Here is a 17788-nt window from a genome sequence, read left to right on the forward strand (position 1 = left end):
ACATGAAACCTCACAACCTCGTGCAGTAAGTTGCAATCGAATTAAAGCAGTGGGGACAACATGCCGATGCTGTTGATCAGAATGCGTCGCGGTACCGACCAGTTCACAACGGCTTCGGCCTGCACTTGCAACGAGACATTCAGGAACGCCTCTTGCTTCAGGCGCAGTTCCGAAACCACTTCATGATCCACCAACATCATACTGTTTTCATAGTTTAAATCAAAGCTGCGCTGATCCAGGTTGGGGGACCCGATCAGCGCGGCGGTTCCGTCCACACTCAGAATCTTGGCATGGAGCAGGCCCGGTTGAAATTCGAAGATCTCGACCCCTGCCTTCAGTATGGACCGATAGAAACTGCGCGACGCGAACGCGACAATCAGGCTGTCATTGGTGGCCGGCACGTTCAGCCGGACGCGAACGCCACGCAGGGCCGCTGCGCATATCTGTTGATGCAACGCCTCGGACGGCACGTAATAGGGCGTGGTGATAATCACCTCGTCCTGGGCCGCCGCCAGCAGCATCTGCATCATGTCGGGCACCGCGTGAACGCTTTCGGTCGGCCCGGTCCCGGCCATCACCGCGGGAAACCCATCCTGCGGGACGTCTGGCACGTGATCCAGATAGGCAGAGATGTCGTCCCCCCCATGCACCATCCAGTCCGATACGAACAGCCGCTGCGCCTGCCAGGCAACAGGTCCGGTCACACGCATCATGACATCCACCCAGGGTGCGTATTTGGCCTTCACCCGAAACGCCGCATCCGCGCAGTTCTGGCTGCCCACGTAGGTTGTGGCATGGTCAATGACGACGACCTTGCGGTGATTGCGAATATCAAGCCTGCGAATGAAGGCTGAAATCAGCGGAAACCGGAAGGCGAAGGCAACGACGGTGTCAACGCCGCCCTCTTTCATCCTCCGCCACAGCGGATCATACAGCAGCCTGCGCGAGCCAAGCCCGTCGACAATCACCCGCGCTTTGACCCCGCGCGCGGCTGCCCGGATCAGCGCCTCGGCCACTTTGGTGCCATTGATGTCAGACAGCCAGATATAGAACAGGATATGCACGTGGTCCGTGGCCGCATCAATATCCGCCACCAGCCAGTCAATGCCTTCATTGCTGTCGGTGGTCACGGTCGCGCTGTTGCCGGGCACCGGCTGAAACCCGTTGACCGAGGCCGCGCGGGCAAACGCCTGACGATACAGAAGCGGCACGTCGGCTTTCGGCAGCTCTGCCATGGGACGTTTCGGCAGTTCATGCCGCAAATCCTTGAGCTTCTTGTCGGATTTCCGATCCGCGCTGGTGTCGCCAAGAAAGAAATAGGCGATCACCCCAACGGCCGGAAGGGTCATGATCACCACGCTCCACGCCAACCGGGAAGCAGGCGACCTGTGTTCCCGTGTCACCGCGCGCGCAATCGTTGCAAGGTCCACCACAAACAGCAGGACGGCCCAGATGGCACCCCAGGATGCCCATGAAAGGTTGGTCATGCTCGCCTCTCGCGTCTCATCTGTCAGCGGGCGTTTACACCCGTCCGCAGCGTTTCGATCAAAGTCACCATATCCGCGGGCATGGGCGCGTCAAAGCTCAAGTTTTCGCCGGTGACGGGATGCTGGAAACCAAGCGTTGCGGCATGAAGCGCCTGTCGTGGGAAACTGCGGGCGGCGTCCACCGCTGCCTCGCCGATCACCTTTGCGTTCAGCTTGCGCCGCCCGCCATAGGTGGGATCGCCGATCAAGCCGTGCCCCGCATGGGCCATGTGCACACGGATCTGATGCGTTCGACCGGTTTCCAGCCAACATTCGATCAGCGCCGCCTGTGCCGGATCGCCAAACACCTCGATCGTGCGCACTCGCGTCACCGCATGACGCCCGCCGGAAAACAAAACCGCCTGTTTTTGCCGATCCGTCTTGTGCCGCGCCAGTTGCGTGGTGATTTTAAGGATATTACCCGGCTCGAAACTGGTGCCCTTGATTCCGCCCAAACGGGGATCGCCCTTGTCCGGGGCGCCATGGGTGACGGCGCTGTAGCGACGCTGGGCGCTATGTGCCTCGAACTGCTTGGCCAGCCCGTGATGGGCAGCATCCGACTTTGCCACAACCAACAGGCCCGAGGTGTCCTTGTCGATACGATGCACAATGCCGGGCCGCTTTTCTCCACCCACGCCCGATAATTCGCCACCAAAGTGATGCAAAAGCGCGTTGACCAACGTGCCTGTCGGCGTGCCGGGGGCGGGATGCACCACCATACCCGCCGGTTTGTTCACCACGATCAGATCGACATCCTCATAAACGATGTCCAGGGGGATGTTCTCGGGCCCGATGTGGCTTTCTTCGGCCTCGGGCACGTGGATTTCAAACCCATCACCTGTGGCCACCTTGGCGCGCGGGTCATCCACAACCTCGCCGCCGCGCCTCACGGCCCCGTCCGCAATCAACCGCGCCAGCCGCGATCGTGACAGGTTCGCTTCCTCTGGCACATCGCGTGCAATCGCCTTATCAAGACGCTTGGGCGGGTTTTCTGCGATGATCACCTCAACGATACGGTGCGAGGACGACATGAACGACACTCCTGAACAGGATCTGGACGCAGCGCTTGAGGCCACAGTGGGCCACGGCACCGTACGCTATCTGAAACGATTGGTGACGGCCCTGACCCTCACCACGATTGTGGGCCTTGTAGTGCTGGTGGGCGTCGTTGTCATGCGTTTCTCGCAAACAAACCCCAAACCGTCCAGCCTGCCCGTGATGCCTGACCAGATCACCCTGCCTGAAGGCGTCACCGCCGACGCCGTGACCTTTGGCCCGGACTGGTATGCCGTGGTCGCGGGCGATGACATTCTGATCTTCGATCGAGACAGCGGCAATCTGATCAAACGCATTCCGGTGCGCTGAACGCGGACGATCATTTCGCAGCTTTGGCGGATGGTACCGACACCCCGGCTCGAACGGGGGACCTCTTGATCCACAATCAAGCGCTCTAACCTACTGAGCTATGTCGGCACGCAGGACGCATTTACCCGCCACGCGCAGGCATTGCAAGAGGTCCCCGCTTGAAAAATGCACGAAACGCCTCTAACCCCAAAGGGATATTTTCAGGAGACCAGATATGGGCATCAACGACGAAAGCGACATCGACGCCAACCTTCAGATCGGCCCAACTTCGCTTGGGATGGTGCGGCTTTACGTCGAAGGTGGCGGGATCGAACTGCCGATGGATTTCGAACCGGAAGAGGCCGAGGAAATCGCCGAAGAACTGCGCGTCGCCGCCCAGCAGGCCCGTGCGCTGGCCGACGGCGCCAAATCGAAAAAGAAATAGCCTGTTTCTTCTGGCCTGAAATATCCTGGGGTGAATGCGCGCAGCGCAGAGGGGCAACGCCCCTCCCCTTTCAGATATTCACCAGCCCCGCGACGCCGGGATCGCGAAATCCTTGCAACCGGCGCGCGGCATGGGTGGCAAATTTCTGCACCATCACCTTGCGCCGCGCAGGTGGCAGTTTGTCTTCGGGGGCCATCCGAATGATCTCGGCGTCGTAACTGTCAGCGATGATCAGCCCGGTTTCATCGGGCAGAAGCCCGGTCGGGAAATCGGCGTCCACAGCCCAGAAATAACGGTCACACCACTCAAGATAGCCTTGCCATTTCTGGTCCGACATAAAGTCAACGCGCGAGGATTTGCATTCTATCACCCAGATCTCGCCCTTGGGACCAAGCGCCATCACATCCACCCTCAATCCCCGCGTCGGCACCAACTCCTCGACGGTAACAAACCCGTGGGCCAGCATATGACGACACACACCGCGCGCCAGCAATTGGCCAGGCATCAAGGTTTGGTTTGGCATCTCCATAGACCCAACATGAACAATTCATGAACATTTTGTCAATGGGCCGCAAATCAGACCTATCTCTCCCCTTGTAACGCCCTGATCTGCCGCCTATCTAGGACAAGGCGGCTTCTGCCCTTCTCGTCCCACGTGGGTACAATTCCAGTGGCCTTAAGCAATTCCGAGGGAGCTGGCTCTGTCCGGACCCTGGTTCGGTTACCCGGCGCCCACCTGTATATACAGGTCCTCGGGAATTCAGACCCCGACGGATGCGTGCGGTTCCGCCACCTCTTCCCTTGCCCCACCACCAAAGGCTCACGTGGTTTTGTTCGCGGCGGCAGGGACGTTTGCCGTAAACTGCCCGTAGCGTCACACCTAGCCCTGCCGGAGATTTCCATGAAAAACCTGACCCTGGCCGCGATCTTCAGCCTGTCCGCCCTGTTCGGACAGGTGCGGATTGCCGATGCCTTCACTGCCAACGGATCTGCCGGCAGCACCCTGACCGCGACCGAAATCGACAGCTTTGACAGCCCTTGGGCGATGAGCTTCATCAGCGACACCCAGCTTCTGGTCACAACCAAGCCGGGCAGGTTGTGGCTGGTATCAACCGACGGCACGAAACGCGCTGTCACCGGTGTGCCAACCCCTGTCGTCGGGGGTCAGGGCGGATTGGGCGACGTGGTGCCCCACCCCGATTTCGCCACCAACGGTCTGATTTATCTGTCGTATGTCGAAAGCCAAGATGGCGGTGCGACGCGCGGTGCCGTGGTGGTGCGCGGCACGCTTTCGCTGGGCGATCAACCCGCGCTGAGTAACATCCAAAGGGTCTGGAGCCAATATCCCCACCGGCCTGGATCTGGCCATTTCTCGCACAAGATCGCCTTTGGTCCGAAGGGGTCCGCTCACGAGGGCAAGCTGTTCATCACCTCGGGCGACCGGCAAGAACAGACCCCGGCACAGCGCTGGGACATGGCGCTTGGCAAGATCATTCGCCTGAACGATGACGGTACCGTGCCCGACGACAACCCCTTTCAGGACCAGGGAGAGCTTGCCAGAAGTTTCTGGACCCTTGGCCACCGCAACCTTCTGGGTATCGAATTTGACGCAGATAACCGGCTTTGGGCCCACGAAATGGGGCCGCGTCACGGGGATGAATTGAACCTGATCAAGCCGGGTCAGAACTATGGCTGGCCCGTCGTGTCGATGGGCGATAATTACAGCGGCAAAGCCATCCCCGATCACGACACCCGCCCCGAATTCGCCGCCCCTTCAGCCTATTGGGTGCCCAGCATCGCGCCTTCGGGACTGGTGATCTATTCCGGCGAAATGTTTCCTGACTGGCAGGGCAACGCGTTTATTGGCGGGCTTGTCAGCCGTGCCCTGATCCGCGTCACGCTGGAAGGTGAAACCGCACGCGAAGCGGAACGGTTCGGCTGGGACCGTCGTCTGCGCGAGGTCGAACAAGGGCCACAAGGCGCACTTTGGGTGTTGGAAGACGAGGCTGGTGGACGGTTGCTCCGGCTGACAGCCCCATAGACTGATCCCGCCACCCCACTCGGTCAGGGCTGCATCTCGCATCTATATGGCACCCTGTCGCCATCTTTGGTAAACCATGTGGCGCTGCCGGTGCGACGGTCGAGCGTTAATTTCCATTCATAGCTCAGATTGCTGCCGGTGCCTTCGCCGTACTGCGCATTGAACCGCACCGCCTTGGGTCCGGCAATTGCGGTCAGCTTCCCCCATTGATGCTCGTGGGCGGTTTTCCAATCCATCGTGACCGAGGTCAGATCCGGCACCTCGGCGGCACTCAACAGGCCCCACCCGCCATTCGGGGCGCAATTTGCGTCGCCTGACAGGCGTTCGGACGTGATACAGTGCAAAGGTTCATCAAATTGCGATGGAGTCCAAAGTGTGATTGTGATGATGTCATCATCGCCTTGGCACAGGATCGCTTCTTCAAGCCCCTCAACGTCTGCTGCCGCCGCCGTGATCGGCAAGCTGGCAATCAAGGCGCACAGTATCATCTGTTTCATTGGCTTTCCTTCTGCATGGACATTCGCACCACGCGGAAGACTAAGGCAATACTCGACACCCCGCCATGAGCAAGATCAGGGTTCGACAAAATCAGTATCGGGGTCGAATGCGTTGAAAGCCTATTTCCGCGACGTGGCTTCGACCCGCACCGGTATGTTCGTGGCGACCGGTTGGCGCTTTCCGCCTTTCGGCGTTTCATCACGCTCCATCCGCATGATCACGATGGCGAACTGGACCCCTGCGAAGACGATGCCGTTGAACATGAACAGCATCAGGACGGCGATCCACCCAATGTCCGACGTGGACACGAGGTGCCACAGATTGCCGACATTTGTGTAAAGCAACAGGGCCACGAAGGTTGCGGACAGGCCAAACCCAATCAACACTTGACTGATATATAGGCGAACGAGTTTTGGCATGGCGATCCCTTTCCTGCTTCCCTTTCAATCTAGCGTAAATGCACGGAAATTAAAGGGGCAAGCCGTCGCAGGGAATTGCTCGGCGGGAGGGTGCTCAGAACGCGTCGCCTTTGGCGTCAAAACGCCTCTGGATTCACCTCGCGGGCCATGTGATCCAGCACGGCGTTGGCGAATTTGCCTTCATCGCTTTGCGGGAAAAACGCCTTGGCGATGTCCACGAACTCGGTGATTACCACCTTGGGCGGCGCCTCACCTTGGGTCAGTTCGGCACCTGCGGCGCGAAACAGTGCACGCAGGGTTGGATCAATGCGTCCGATGGGCCATTTGGCGACCAGCGCGCGGTCGGTCATCTGGTCAATCCTGGCCTGATGGTTCACTGCATCCTCGACCAGCTTGCGAAACAGAGGGCTGTCGCCTTCAGCCATCGCGTAATCGTCGAATTCTTCCCCGAAGCGATGGTTTTCGAACTCGACCATCACGCGGTCGGCGGTCTGGCCCGCGGCTTCCATCTGAAACAGCGCCTGCACGGCGTAAAGCCGGGCGGCGGATTTCATCTGGCGTTTCTGGTTGCCGGAAAGCGTCATGCGGTTGGGGTATCCTTCGTCTCACCTGCAAGTTTGATCGAGTCCGAGATCGACTTGAACCCGACACCTTTGCTTGCGCCGGCCCATTTGCGCGAAAGCGCGACCAGATGCAAGGCCGCAGCCGCCGCCCCGCCCCCTTTATTTTGATCTTTCGTATCGGCACGCACTTCGGCCTGCTTGCGGTTTTCAACGGTCAGGATGCCATTGCCGATGCACAGCCCTTGCAGCCCCATCATCTGGATCGCGCGCGAGCTGTCGTTGCAGACAGTTTCGTAATGAGTGGTTTCGCCCCGGATCACGCATCCCAGCGCCACATAGCCATCGAAATTCGACAGGCGGTCCGCTATGGCAATCGCGGTGGGCACTTCCAGTGCGCCGGGCACTTCAACCAGATCCCATGTGCCGCCTGCGGCTTCAATCTCGGCCTTGGCCCCGGCGACCAGTTCATTGGCGATGTCCTTGTAGTAAGGCGCGACAACGATCAGCAGCTTCACCGGCTTGTCAAATTTCGGACGGTCGAGCACATAATGCAGTTCGGCTTTGGCCATGGTTCAATCCTTCTGAATGGGGCGGGTGCCGGTGATGGTCAGCCCATAGGCGTCCAGACCCACATAGCGGGTGCCGGGGCTGTCAGTCAAAAGCACCATATCATGCAAGCCCAATGCGGACAGAATTTGCGAGCCAAGACCGATCTGGCGCACCGTGCGCGGGCCGTCATCATCGTCATTGGCATGCAACGTTTTGCGCGGTTCGCGGAACAGGCAGACCACGCCCCTGCCCTCGTCCGCAATGATTTGCATGGCGCGGGGCAACTCATCAGCGGGGCGCGGGCCAAGGCCCAGCACGTCCTGCGCCTCTTGCAGAGCATGGGTGCGCACCAGAACCGGCTCAGGTGTGGTGATGTCGCCCTTGATCAGCACGACATGTTCGATTTCATGGGTCAGATCGGTGAAAATCCGCATCTCCCATTCGCCACCATATTGCGAGGTCACAACTTCGCGCGAGGTTTCGCGCACCAGATTGTCGTGACGGCGGCGATAGGCGATCAGGTCCGAAATGGTGCCGATCTTCAACCCGTGTTTACGCGCGATCCCGACCAGTTCCGGCAGCCGTGCCATGGTGCCGTCTTCGTTCATGATCTCGCAGATCACACCGGCAGGCGTGCGCCCGGCAAGGCGCGAGATATCCACCGCCGCTTCGGTATGGCCCGCCCGCACCAACACGCCACCATTGCGGGCGCGCAGGGGGAAGACGTGACCGGGGGTCGCGATTTCGGCAGGCCCATTCTCAGGGTCTATGGCAACCGACACGGTCAGGGCGCGGTCAGCGGCAGAGATGCCTGTGCTGACGCCTTCGCGCGCCTCGATCGAGGTGGTGAACGCGGTTTCATGACGCGAGGAGTTGTGCATCGACATCATCGGCAGGCCCAGCGCCTCGATCCGCGCGGCCTCCATCGGCAGGCAGATCAGCCCGCGCCCGTAAGTGGCCATGAAATTGATCGCCTCGGCGTCACAGGCATCGGCGGGAATGACGAAATCGCCTTCGTTCTCGCGATCTTCGTGATCGACAAGAATATACATCCGGCCAGCACGCGCATCTTCGATGATCTCCTCGGCGGACGAGATGGCGTCGGACAAGCTGGCCTCGACCGGGCCGGGCGTTTCATATGTGCTGCGATCGGACATGGCGCGTTCCCTTCAGGTTCGCGCCTGTGACTAACGCAGGCCAGCAACCTTTGCCAGACAAAAGGCGGCACACGACGGTGCTAACGCGCCGTAATACGGGTCTGCTGCGCCTCGCCGGTGATCTTGAACGTGCCGGGACGTTTTTCGAAGTATTTCCGCCATGTCTTTTCTTCCAGATCGGACAGGGTGACGCCCAGCGCCGCGCGCAGCGTCGGGCTGACCCGGCCAATCAACAACCCGCCTTTCTGCTTTCGCATCTCGGCCAGGATCTTCTGATCCATGTCTTTTGGGTTTGTGTCCAACGTCAACCAGCTGGAGCAGGATTTGCGATAATTGACCGGCGCTTTCGCTTCGCCCATCCCGGCGACCATATGGCCACGTTCGCGCAGGAACGTCGCAAGGTGTGAGAAATCGCCATCCGAGCTGCCCAGCACAACAGTGCGGACCTTTGCCTCGAAGCTCAACTCGGCGGCGTCCAGCGCCAGCGCGATGTCGGCGGCGTTCTTGCCCAGCCCGGTATGCACCAGCTTGATCCCCGGTGCTTCGTCCCAACCGCGAATGCGCGCGGCATTGCCATAGACACGCTTGACCAGAAGCTCGCCAAATTTGCCCGCTTCGATGATGATCTTTCCTGCCAAGGCACTGGAAATATTTTCTCCGTCGATCAGCAGCGCAACCCTGGCGTCATCCTCTGGCGACCCTAAACCGTTATTATACATCAGCAATCCTTTCGAGCGTTACCGAAAAAGCTAAGCATTGCTGCGCACAGATCAACCGTTAGGGTCAGAACTGCCAAAGTGCCGGGACGAACTGGAACGCCTCGCCCACGCGGCGCACATGGCCCACGCCGGGGAACGGGAAGTGATAGCCCAGAACAGCGATCCGGTCAGACGCCGCCATATCGAGGATCCTGCGGCGGCTCGTCACCGTCATATCGCCATCAGTATCTGTTTCGTTGAACCACTCGGGATGGGCGAAATTGGTATAGGCGTGGGTCAGCGCGTCGCCGGTGGCGATCAGTTGTTGTCCGCCACTGTCGATCATGACCGACAGATGGCCCGGCGTGTGGCCGGGGCTGTCGAGCAGTCGCACGCCCGGCACGACCTCGGTCCCGTCGCCTGCCAGCGTCCATTCCACACCTTCCGCGTTGATCGAGTTGACGGCACCCACCACGAATTGCTGGCGTTCGGCGCTGACCTGATCGACCAGACCGTCTTGCAGCCAATAGGCGCGTTCGGCCTCGCCCATGATGTATTCCGCGTCGGGGATAATTGGTTCGTCGAAGTCGTCGCGAATGCCCCAGATATGGTCAGGGTGCGCATGCGTGATCACCACATGGGTGATTCCCATCGGGTCGATCCCGGCAGCGTCCAAGTTACCCATCAACCGTCCGGTCGTGTCGAACCAACGGGTGCCGGAGCCGACATCGACCAGCACCCGCGCCTCGCCTATTTCGACATAAAGGTGGTTGGTGTGGGAATAACCACGCTCGGGATCAAGATAGTGATCTTTTAGAAACGCAATCTTTTCATCCTCGGGCGCGTTGATCGCAAGCCCGCTGCCGGGCAACGAGAAATAGCCGTCGGATACCACGGTCAATCGCGCATCGCCCAACGTGAAGCTGAACTGCGCCGGGTTGCCCGCACTCGGCGCGCCCAGCATGGCGCGCGCGGTGGTGGGCATGGCGAAGGCGGGGGCAACGGCGGCCAGGCGCAGAAGGTCACGGCGGGTCGGGCAGATCAGGGTCATGGACGGCTCCGTCTTGGGTCAGGCGTTCAGCCGATCATATGCCCGCTTCCGAATATGTCAAAGACAACACGACATCCGCGCGCGGCAATCACCCGTATTCCGCCAGTCGCGCGACATAGCGCGCCAGCGTGTCGATTTCCAAATTGACCCGATCACCGACGTTGGCCTGCCCCCAATTGGTCACATCCTTGGTGTGCGAAATCAGGTTCACGCCAAATACATCGCCGTCCACCTCGTTTACCGTCAGCGATGTGCCGTTCAGCGCAACCGAGCCCTTGGGCGCAATGAACCGCGCCAGATCGGACGGGACGCGAAACTGCACGCGGGTGCTGTCGCCCTCATCCGTCATCGCGATGATCTCGGCCACGCCATCAACGTGACCCGACACGATATGCCCGCCCAGCTCGTCGCCGACCTTCAACGCACGCTCAAGGTTCACCTCGTGGCCGATAATCCACGCGCCAAGATTGGTTTTCGACATTGTTTCTGCCGAGATATCAACGTCATACCAGTCATCCCCCAGCGTCACGACTGTCAGGCAGACACCGTCCGACGCAATCGACGCACCGATGTCGATGCTGCTGGTGTCATAGCCGGTCTTGATCCTGGCACGCATATCGCCCGCGTGTTCCAGCGCTTCAATGCGGCCGATATCGGTGATGATCCCGGTGAACATGATCTCTCCCTTCCGGTCATGTGGTGCCTCAGCCCTAGCGCGCCTCGGAGGACTTGCCAAGATGCCACAGGTCGAGTGTCAGTCCGGTGCCCCACTGCTTAGCCATATTTTCGCCCGATGCCGCGGTTAACAGGCCGGAAAGGTTCCCCTTTCCATACTGAACGGATCGGGGCAGAAAGGGTTGGGTTTGGAACACAGCTCCAGCACGATGACCGCAAGGGAAAGACAGGCAGACGATGAACACCGGCCATGAACGACACTTCCTGTTCCTGCAAGGCCCACACGGCCCGTTCTTCTGGCAATTGGGGCGGATGCTGCGGGCGGCGGGTGCCAAGGTCTGGCGCGTGGGGTTCAACATGGGGGATCAAGTCTTTTGGCGTGACCGCGCGAGCTTTGTTCCCTTCACCGATCCGCAGGAAAACTGGCCGGATCGGTTCGACGATCTGCTGAGCGACCACGCCATCACCGATATCGTGCTTTACGGCGACACCCGCCCGATTCACGCTCAAGCGGTCAAGATCGCCAGGGCGCGCGGGCTGCGTGTTCATGTGTTCGAGGAAGGATACCTGCGCCCCTATTGGGTGACGTATGAGCGTGACGGCTCGAACGGCAATTCACGGCTGATGCAGACAAGCGTGGAACAAATGCGCGACACGCTGGCCAATACCGAGCTTGATATCCCCGAAGCGCCGGCCCATTGGGGCGACATGCGCCACCATGTCTTCTACGGCGCGCTGTATCATTGGTTCGTGATGTTTGCGAACCGCCGATACCGACACTTCCGCCCCCACCGGGCGCTTGGCGTCGGGCACGAGTTGAACCTGTATCTGAAGCGACTGCTGCTGATGCCGTTCCTTGCCGCCGACCGCATCGCGGCCACCTTGCGGATCAAGTATGGCGGCTTTCCCTACCATCTGGCGCTGCTTCAGCTCGAGCATGATTCGAGCTTTCAAAACCACAGTCCTTTCAACACGATGACCGAGTTTCTTGAAGTCGTTGTCAAGGGATTTTCCACCGGTGCGGCGGGTCATCACCATCTTGTCTTCAAAGCCCATCCGCTGGAAGATGGACGGGTGCCACAACGCCGCGAAATCCGCCGATTGGCAGAAATGTATGGCGTGGCTGACCGGGTGCACTACGTTCGCGGTGGCAAGCTGGCCAAGCTGCTTGACCACGCGCGCTCGGCGGTGACGGTGAACTCAACCGCCGCGCAGCAAGTCTTGTGGCGCGGCCTGCCGCTGAAAGTGTTCGGCACGGCAGTATTTGACAAACCAGAGTTTACCTCGGCCCAATTGGTCGAGGATTTCTTCACCCGACCGACCCGCCCGGACAGCCGCGCCTATCGCGACTATCGCCACTATCTGCTGGAAACTAGCCAGGTCACAGGCGGCTTTTACGCCGCGCGAGGGCGACGGCAGCTTTTGCGACAGGTGGTCGATATGATGCTGGCCGCCGATGACCCCTATCAGGCTCTTGAACGGGGGACAGCGGCACCTCGGCAACAGTTGCGCCTTGTAAATTAGCCCAACAGGGTCGAAAAGCTGGATAAAATCCGCGCGTCCGACTAGGTTCACGCCAAAACCATACCGGCTTTTTGCCCAGAAGGAGCACGAGCAGTGTCCATCACCGGAAAGAAATGGGTCCGCGCTGCGGCCCTTTGTGCGTTGGTTCTGTCCGTTGGCGCCTGTGGTCTGCCGCGAAGCGGGCCAACCAAGTCAGAGCTGCTTGCCGATTCAAACTCGCCGATAAACGACGCCATCGTCGTGCTGGTCAATGATCAGGTAAACCGGGCCACGGCGGTCACGCCGTCCCTGGGGTTCAGCAAAGCCTTTTCCAACGCACCACTGGTCGGGTCGGATACAATCCAGCCAGGCGATACGCTGGGCATTTCGATCTGGGAAAACGTGGACACCGGCATTCTGACCACCGCTGGCGCGCCGGCGGCACTGGAAGAGGTGCAGGTGGACGGATCCGGATTCATCTTTATCCCCTATGCCGGGCGCATCAAGGCGTCGGGCAATTCACCCGAAGCGATCCGCCGGATCATCACGGCAAAACTTGCAGAACAAACCCCAGACCCGCAAGTTCTGGTGCGTCGACTGGCCGGAGACGGGTCCACTGTTACGATCACCGGGGCGGTCAGCGGCCAAGGTGTCTATCCCATAGAGCGGCCCACCCGGACGCTCAACGCCATGCTCGCACGCGCGGGCGGCATCGCGATTTCGCCCGAGATCGCCAAGATCAAGGTCAATCGCGGCAGTCAAACCGGTGAAGTTTGGTTCCAGGACCTGTTTGACCACCCCGAGACGAACATCGCCCTGCGCGGTGGCGACCGCATTCTGGTCGAAGAAGACAGCCGGTCATATACGGCCATTGGGGCCACTGGTGGGCAAAGCCGTGTCCGGTTCGAAACGCAAAATCTGTCGGCGATGGAAGCCTTGGCTCAGGTCGGTGGTTTGTCCGGCTCCTCTGCCGATCCAAAGGGCATTTTCGTCCTGCGTGATGAAACCGCCGACATCGCCAACACCGTGTTGGGCCGGTCGGATCTGCGTGGCACTCAGCGCATGGTCTATGTTCTGAACCTGACCGAACCCAATGGCATGTTCAAAGCCCGTGACTTTACCATTCGTGACGGTGATACGATCTATGTGACCGAAGCCCCCTACGTTCAATGGACGAAGCTTCTGTCGGCCCTGACCGGATCGCTGGCAACGGCTGGGTCGATCTCGTCGCTGAACCAGTCCCTGTCCGGATCGGGCACTTGATCCAGAGGGCATGATGGCCCGATCATCTGACCCCCATAAAGCCGCCGAGGTTCCCCTTCCCCGGCGGCTTTATGTATACAATGGTGGGTTCCTGACCCAGCCGCGCATCCGCCGCATTCTGGCACTGGCGGGGTGGGATGTTCGGATCGGTGTTCCGAAAGACGGCGACTATGTCGGCACGTGGGGGAAAAGCCCAACCTCGGGCCGGGGCGAAGCGATCGCCAACCGTCGCGACGCCCCCGTCATCCGGGTCGAGGACGCTTTTCTGCGTTCGATCCTGCCGGGCCGTTCGGGTGAGCCCGCACTTGGCCTGTTGATCGACGATATGGGGGTACATTTCGACAGTGCGCAGCCTTCGCGGCTGGAACATATCCTGGCAACAGATCCCTTGGACAACAGTGACACCCTGCGCCGTGCGCGCGATGCGATGGATCGGATGCGGCAAGCGCATCTTTCAAAATACAACGCCTTCGATCCTGCCCTGCCCGTGCCGGATGCGCCTTATGTGCTGGTGATCGACCAGACGCGCAACGATGCCTCGATTGGCCAAGCGGGTGCGTCGGAAAACACCTTCCGCGAAATGTTGGTCGCCGCGCGCCTGAACCACCCGGATGCACGCATCCTGATCAAGACGCATCCCGAGACCATGGCGGGCCATCGCGACGGCCATTACGGGCCCGAGGATGAGAACGAGCAGGTGCGCCTGATCTCGGACCCCGTCAGTCCGTGGTCTCTGCTGGACGGCGCGCAGGCGGTCTATACCGTCAGTTCCGGGTTGGGGTTCGAGGCGATCCTGGCGGGGCACAAACCCAATGTGTTCGGGCAGCCCTTCTATGCGGGCTGGGGACTGACCGTGGACGACCGCCCGATGGACCGGCGGAGGCGTAAGCTGACCCGGACGCAGCTCTTTATGGGCGCGATGCTCCTCTATCCCATATGGTACGATCCATACCGCGACCAACTGTGCGAGATCGAGACTGTGCTGGACACGTTGGAAGCCCGCGCACGCGCGTGGCGCGAGGATCACCGCGGCTATGTCGCCAGTGGAATGCGCTTGTGGAAGCGCCGCCCGCTGGCCCAGTTTTTCGCCGACGGTCCGGCGATGATATTCGACGACAATGCCGCTCGTGCAGCCAAGGGAGCATCTGAAGTCGAGCGCCCGCTGATGGTCTGGGCCGGTAAGGAACAGTCTGCCCACCAAACCCGCGCACCACTTCTGCGGGTCGAGGATGGGTTTCTGCGTTCACGCGGGTTGGGGGCGGAACTCGTGCCGCCGCTGTCCTTGGTGCGCGACGATCTGGGCATTTACTACGACCCTACACGGGAAAGCCGGTTGGAGCGTCTGATCGCCGCGTCGACCACCCTGCCCGATCACGCCCGCGAACGTGCCGAGCGGCTGATCGCGCGGATTACGCACACGGGAGTGGGAAAATACAACCTTGATCGCCCGCTGCCAGATGGGCTTTCAGACCTGCCGGGCGGGCACCGTATCCTTGTGCCGGGGCAGGTGGAGGATGATGCCTCTATCCGACTGGGGACGGATGCCATCGGCACCAACCTTGCCCTGTTGCAAGCCGCGCGGGCACAGAACCCCGACGCGGTCATCATCTACAAACCCCACCCCGATGTGGAAGCCGGGCTGCGCGCAGGCGCGATCCCGCCCGATCAAGCCCGCACCCTTGCCGATCTGGTGGCCGATAACGCCGACCCCATCGGGTTGATCAACGCTGTGGACGAGGTCTGGACGATGACCTCCACCCTCGGGTTCGAGGCATTGTTGCGCGGTCGCAACGTCACCTGCCTTGGCGCAGCTTTCTATGCAGGATGGGGGCTGACGCACGATCTGGGTGACATTCCCCCGCGCCGCACCGCGCGGCCTGACCTGATCGCGCTGACCCATGCCGTGCTGATCGGCTACCCGCGCTACCACGACCCCGTGACGGGCACCGCTTGCCCGGTTGAAGTGGTGGTAGAGCGTCTTGCCGGCGGCACGCCGCCCAAAATCACCCCGGCCACGCGGATATTGTCTAAATTGCAGGGATTGTTCGCCAGCTACGCCTATCTGTGGCGCTGACGCCAGCGGTGCAGAATGTCGCTGCCGATGACGCGGGTCTCAGTCAGAACGAAACGCGGCGCCTCGGTCAGTCGCCCCAGCCCCATAGCCGCAAGCGACGGCCGCCCCTCGGCCCCGATCGCGACCCCGGCGGTGTAGCCCACAAGCTCGTCCACCAGCCCAGCCGACAGAAGCGAGGCGGCCAGACTGCCGCCGCCCTCACAATAAACACGGGTCAGACCGCGCGCACCAAGGGCTTGCAACACGGCACCGGGATCAAGCGCGCCCTGCGTCTCATCCACCTCGACCATCTCGGCTCCAATGCCCGACCAGGCGGACACAAGCTCGGGCGCGGCGCGTCGGCCATGGCAAATCCAGACTGGAAGATCGCGCGCGGTTCGGGCCAACTGACTGTCCAACGGCAGGTCCAGATGGCGGGACAAGACAACGCGGATCGGTTGGTGGTCAACGCCCAGCCCCCGCACGGTCAGCAACGGATCATCCGCCCGCGCCGTGCCCGCCCCGATCATCACCGCGTCATGGGTCGCGCGCATGGCGTGAACATGGCGGCGCGCCTCGGCGCCGGTGATCCACTGGCTGTCACCCGAGGCCGTCGCAATCCGCCCGTCGAACGAACTGGCCAGCTTCAGCGTGACCATCGGGCGGCCTAGCGTGACACGGCACAGGAACCCGTCCAGATCAGCGCGCGCCTCATCCGCGCAAAGGCCGGTTTCAACCTTGACCCCGGCGGCGTGCAACATGGCTAACCCACCCCCGTCCACACGCGGGTCGGGATCGCCCAATGCGACCACCACCCGTGCAATGCCCGCTTCGATCAGCGCGGCTGCACAGGGCGGCGTCTGTCCGTGATGGGCGCAGGGTTCCAGCGTCACATAGGCCGTCGCCCCGCGCACCGCCGCCCCGGCTTGCGCCAGCGCGATCGTTTCGGCATGTGGCCGCCCGCCCGGTTGCGTCCAACCACGGCCCACGATCCGTGCGCCCTGCACGATCACGCAGCCCACAGCGGGGTTCGGCGCACTACGCCCAAGACCCCGTCGCCCAAGCGACAGGGCCAAGCGCATATAGCGCGTGTCAGATTGGGTCACTCGTCTTCCGGCGCGACGTCCGGTCGAAGCTCGCTGACAAATTTATCGAAGTCATCGGCGGCCTGGAAATTTTTGTAAACACTGGCAAAACGCACGTAGGCTACCGTGTCGATCCGGGCCAGGCTTTCCATCACGATCTCGCCGATTGTCTTGGACGGGATGTCTGTCTCGCCCATGCTTTCCAACCGTCGCACGATGCCCGAGATCATCTGGTCAATCCGTTCAGGCTCCACCGGGCGCTTTTGCATCGAGATGCGGATTGAACGCTCAAGTTTCTCGCGATCGAAATCCTCGCGCCGCCCGTTGGATTTCACCACGACAAGGTCGCGCAACTGCACGCGTTCATAAGTGGTGAACCGGCCCCCACAGGCCGGACAGAAGCGCCGCCTGCGAATGGCGACGTGATCTTCGGCCGGGCGACTGTCTTTCACCTGGGTATCTATATTTCCGCAAAACGGGCAGCGCATCGGCCTTCCTCTTCTCTCATCTCACCTCGGTATTTGGGTCTTTTGCCCAGTTATCCACAGGCACTATAGGGCAGCCTCTAGGTCTTGTGTAGTGGGAAATACGCGCCCCAACATGCGCGATTTACCGCTGTCACGGGGAAAGATTGCTTTCCCTTCCCCTGCACCGCATGGCTAAACTTGAACACTGTGCCAGCCAATCAACCAAAAGGGAGAAGACACATGACCATCGCACGCGTGACAGAAATTTCCGCCACCTCACCCAAAAGTTTCGACGATGCTGTGGAACAAGGGGTAAAACGTGCCTCGGACACATTGCGTAATGTCGTCAGTGCATGGGTGAAAGAACAATCGGTGAAGGTCGAAAACGGCAAGGTCGCCCATTATCAGGTCAACCTGATGGTGACGTTCGTGCTGGACGACTAAGCCCCAT

The 17788-nt window shown here is 60.8% G+C and carries 20 protein-coding genes and 1 tRNA gene; 7 read left to right on the forward strand and 14 right to left on the reverse strand.

The window, feature by feature from the left end; genetic code table 11:
• Positions 1-41: 41 nt before the first annotated feature.
• Positions 42-1487: a cardiolipin synthase gene (gene cls, locus AC13C8_RS16480; RefSeq protein ID WP_091429531.1), complete on the reverse strand. Its 1446-nt coding sequence runs from the start codon at positions 1485-1487 to the stop codon at positions 42-44.
• Between the two features lie 23 nt (positions 1488-1510).
• Entirely contained in the window at positions 1511-2557 is a 1047-nt protein-coding gene (locus AC13C8_RS16485; protein WP_482848406.1) for an RluA family pseudouridine synthase, read from the reverse strand.
• On the opposite strand from AC13C8_RS16485, the gene AC13C8_RS16490 reads away from it, so the two are divergent.
• Positions 2556-2891 (forward strand): DUF6476 family protein, encoded by a 336-nt coding sequence (locus AC13C8_RS16490; protein WP_482848408.1) that lies wholly within the window; start codon positions 2556-2558, stop codon positions 2889-2891. The two genes, AC13C8_RS16485 and AC13C8_RS16490, sit on opposite strands and share 2 nt — an antisense overlap.
• A 31-nt stretch (positions 2892-2922) precedes the next feature.
• Here the strand turns inward: AC13C8_RS16490 and AC13C8_RS16495 are convergent.
• Positions 2923-2999: transfer RNA gene (locus tag AC13C8_RS16495), tRNA-His, on the reverse strand.
• A 106-nt stretch (positions 3000-3105) separates the two neighbouring features.
• Here AC13C8_RS16495 and AC13C8_RS16500 point away from each other — a divergent pair.
• Positions 3106-3315 (forward strand): DUF6324 family protein, encoded by a 210-nt coding sequence (locus tag AC13C8_RS16500; protein WP_091429528.1) that lies wholly within the window; start codon positions 3106-3108, stop codon positions 3313-3315.
• 70 nt (positions 3316-3385) lie between these two features.
• Here the strand turns inward: AC13C8_RS16500 and AC13C8_RS16505 are convergent, their stop codons facing one another.
• The gene (locus tag AC13C8_RS16505; protein WP_407639017.1) at positions 3386-3820 is read right to left on the reverse strand and encodes an MmcB family DNA repair protein; all 435 of its coding nucleotides are present in this window, start codon (positions 3818-3820) and stop codon (positions 3386-3388) included.
• 396 nt (positions 3821-4216) lie between these two features.
• On the opposite strand from AC13C8_RS16505, the gene AC13C8_RS16510 reads away from it, so the two are divergent.
• Positions 4217-5356: a PQQ-dependent sugar dehydrogenase gene (locus AC13C8_RS16510; RefSeq protein ID WP_482848410.1), complete on the forward strand. Its 1140-nt coding sequence runs from the start codon at positions 4217-4219 to the stop codon at positions 5354-5356.
• A 23-nt stretch (positions 5357-5379) separates the two neighbouring features.
• On the opposite strand, the gene AC13C8_RS16515 is transcribed toward AC13C8_RS16510, so the two are convergent.
• The 8 genes from AC13C8_RS16515 to AC13C8_RS16550 all read right to left on the reverse strand — a co-directional run bounded on the left by AC13C8_RS16515 (position 5380) and on the right by AC13C8_RS16550 (position 10967).
• Positions 5380-5853 (reverse strand): hypothetical protein, encoded by a 474-nt coding sequence (locus AC13C8_RS16515; protein WP_091429524.1) that lies wholly within the window; start codon positions 5851-5853, stop codon positions 5380-5382.
• Between the two features lie 120 nt (positions 5854-5973).
• Positions 5974-6273, reverse strand: a complete 300-nt coding sequence (locus tag AC13C8_RS16520; RefSeq protein ID WP_091429521.1) for a hypothetical protein — start codon at positions 6271-6273, stop codon at positions 5974-5976.
• 116 nt (positions 6274-6389) lie between these two features.
• Positions 6390-6857 (reverse strand): transcription antitermination factor NusB, encoded by a 468-nt coding sequence (gene nusB, locus AC13C8_RS16525; protein WP_091429519.1) that lies wholly within the window; start codon positions 6855-6857, stop codon positions 6390-6392.
• The gene (locus AC13C8_RS16530; RefSeq protein WP_482848413.1) at positions 6854-7405 is read right to left on the reverse strand and encodes a 6,7-dimethyl-8-ribityllumazine synthase; all 552 of its coding nucleotides are present in this window, start codon (positions 7403-7405) and stop codon (positions 6854-6856) included. Before AC13C8_RS16530 ends, nusB begins: the two co-directional genes overlap by 4 nt.
• A gap of 3 nt (positions 7406-7408) precedes the next feature.
• Complete coding sequence (gene ribB / locus AC13C8_RS16535; RefSeq protein ID WP_091429516.1) at positions 7409-8542, reverse strand: 3,4-dihydroxy-2-butanone-4-phosphate synthase; 1134 nt, start codon at positions 8540-8542, stop codon at positions 7409-7411.
• Between the two features lie 80 nt (positions 8543-8622).
• Positions 8623-9261 carry an NYN domain-containing protein gene (locus AC13C8_RS16540; protein WP_482848415.1) on the reverse strand — a complete coding sequence of 213 codons (639 nt, stop codon included), beginning with the start codon at positions 9259-9261 and terminating at the stop codon, positions 8623-8625.
• A 64-nt stretch (positions 9262-9325) separates the two neighbouring features.
• Entirely contained in the window at positions 9326-10291 is a 966-nt protein-coding gene (locus tag AC13C8_RS16545; protein ID WP_482848417.1) for an MBL fold metallo-hydrolase, read from the reverse strand.
• 88 nt (positions 10292-10379) lie between these two features.
• Positions 10380-10967, reverse strand: a complete 588-nt coding sequence (locus AC13C8_RS16550) for a riboflavin synthase (protein ID WP_482848418.1) — start codon at positions 10965-10967, stop codon at positions 10380-10382.
• Between the two features lie 236 nt (positions 10968-11203).
• Here AC13C8_RS16550 and AC13C8_RS16555 point away from each other — a divergent pair, with 236 nt between their 5' ends.
• The 3 genes from AC13C8_RS16555 (at position 11204) to AC13C8_RS16565 (ending at position 15806) form a co-directional block, all read left to right on the forward strand.
• Positions 11204-12490 (forward strand): capsule biosynthesis protein, encoded by a 1287-nt coding sequence (locus AC13C8_RS16555; RefSeq protein ID WP_482848420.1) that lies wholly within the window; start codon positions 11204-11206, stop codon positions 12488-12490.
• Between the two features lie 93 nt (positions 12491-12583).
• Positions 12584-13732 carry a polysaccharide biosynthesis/export family protein gene (locus AC13C8_RS16560; protein WP_091429507.1) on the forward strand — a complete coding sequence of 383 codons (1149 nt, stop codon included), beginning with the start codon at positions 12584-12586 and terminating at the stop codon, positions 13730-13732.
• Between the two features lie 13 nt (positions 13733-13745).
• Positions 13746-15806: a capsular polysaccharide biosynthesis protein gene (locus tag AC13C8_RS16565; protein ID WP_482848423.1), complete on the forward strand. Its 2061-nt coding sequence runs from the start codon at positions 13746-13748 to the stop codon at positions 15804-15806.
• Here AC13C8_RS16565 and ribD read toward each other — a convergent pair.
• Together ribD and nrdR are read right to left on the reverse strand one after the other, a co-directional pair.
• Positions 15791-16867: a bifunctional diaminohydroxyphosphoribosylaminopyrimidine deaminase/5-amino-6-(5-phosphoribosylamino)uracil reductase RibD gene (ribD, locus tag AC13C8_RS16570; protein WP_482848639.1), complete on the reverse strand. Its 1077-nt coding sequence runs from the start codon at positions 16865-16867 to the stop codon at positions 15791-15793. The genes AC13C8_RS16565 and ribD overlap by 16 nt on opposite strands.
• Before the next feature lie 20 nt (positions 16868-16887).
• Complete coding sequence (gene nrdR / locus AC13C8_RS16575; RefSeq protein ID WP_091429505.1) at positions 16888-17358, reverse strand: transcriptional regulator NrdR; 471 nt, start codon at positions 17356-17358, stop codon at positions 16888-16890.
• Positions 17359-17577: 219 nt separating this feature from the next.
• Here nrdR and AC13C8_RS16580 point away from each other — a divergent pair, with 219 nt between their 5' ends.
• Positions 17578-17781, forward strand: a complete 204-nt coding sequence (locus AC13C8_RS16580; protein WP_091429503.1) for a dodecin family protein — start codon at positions 17578-17580, stop codon at positions 17779-17781.
• Positions 17782-17788 lie beyond the last annotated feature (7 nt).

This window comes from Aliiroseovarius sp. B-4 (assembly GCF_056857795.1).

Coding starts and splice junctions, on each gene's coding strand:
- AC13C8_RS16515 (WP_091429524.1), bottom strand. CDS start 5,853: ATGAAACAGATGATACTGTGCGCCTTGATTGCCAGCTTGCCGATCACG.
- ribD (WP_482848639.1), bottom strand. CDS start 16,867: ATGCGCTTGGCCCTGTCGCTTGGGCGACGGGGTCTTGGGCGTAGTGCG.
- AC13C8_RS16555 (WP_482848420.1), top strand. CDS start 11,204: ATGAACACCGGCCATGAACGACACTTCCTGTTCCTGCAAGGCCCACAC.
- AC13C8_RS16500 (WP_091429528.1), top strand. CDS start 3,106: ATGGGCATCAACGACGAAAGCGACATCGACGCCAACCTTCAGATCGGC.
- AC13C8_RS16510 (WP_482848410.1), top strand. CDS start 4,217: ATGAAAAACCTGACCCTGGCCGCGATCTTCAGCCTGTCCGCCCTGTTC.
- AC13C8_RS16580 (WP_091429503.1), top strand. CDS start 17,578: ATGACCATCGCACGCGTGACAGAAATTTCCGCCACCTCACCCAAAAGT.
- AC13C8_RS16490 (WP_482848408.1), top strand. CDS start 2,556: ATGAACGACACTCCTGAACAGGATCTGGACGCAGCGCTTGAGGCCACA.
- AC13C8_RS16565 (WP_482848423.1), top strand. CDS start 13,746: ATGGCCCGATCATCTGACCCCCATAAAGCCGCCGAGGTTCCCCTTCCC.
- AC13C8_RS16550 (WP_482848418.1), bottom strand. CDS start 10,967: ATGTTCACCGGGATCATCACCGATATCGGCCGCATTGAAGCGCTGGAA.
- cls (WP_091429531.1), bottom strand. CDS start 1,487: ATGACCAACCTTTCATGGGCATCCTGGGGTGCCATCTGGGCCGTCCTG.
- AC13C8_RS16530 (WP_482848413.1), bottom strand. CDS start 7,405: ATGGCCAAAGCCGAACTGCATTATGTGCTCGACCGTCCGAAATTTGAC.
- nusB (WP_091429519.1), bottom strand. CDS start 6,857: ATGACGCTTTCCGGCAACCAGAAACGCCAGATGAAATCCGCCGCCCGG.
- ribB (WP_091429516.1), bottom strand. CDS start 8,542: ATGTCCGATCGCAGCACATATGAAACGCCCGGCCCGGTCGAGGCCAGC.
- AC13C8_RS16520 (WP_091429521.1), bottom strand. CDS start 6,273: ATGCCAAAACTCGTTCGCCTATATATCAGTCAAGTGTTGATTGGGTTT.
- nrdR (WP_091429505.1), bottom strand. CDS start 17,358: ATGCGCTGCCCGTTTTGCGGAAATATAGATACCCAGGTGAAAGACAGT.
- AC13C8_RS16485 (WP_482848406.1), bottom strand. CDS start 2,557: ATGTCGTCCTCGCACCGTATCGTTGAGGTGATCATCGCAGAAAACCCG.
- AC13C8_RS16545 (WP_482848417.1), bottom strand. CDS start 10,291: ATGACCCTGATCTGCCCGACCCGCCGTGACCTTCTGCGCCTGGCCGCC.
- AC13C8_RS16540 (WP_482848415.1), bottom strand. CDS start 9,261: ATGTATAATAACGGTTTAGGGTCGCCAGAGGATGACGCCAGGGTTGCG.
- AC13C8_RS16505 (WP_407639017.1), bottom strand. CDS start 3,820: ATGCCTGGCCAATTGCTGGCGCGCGGTGTGTGTCGTCATATGCTGGCC.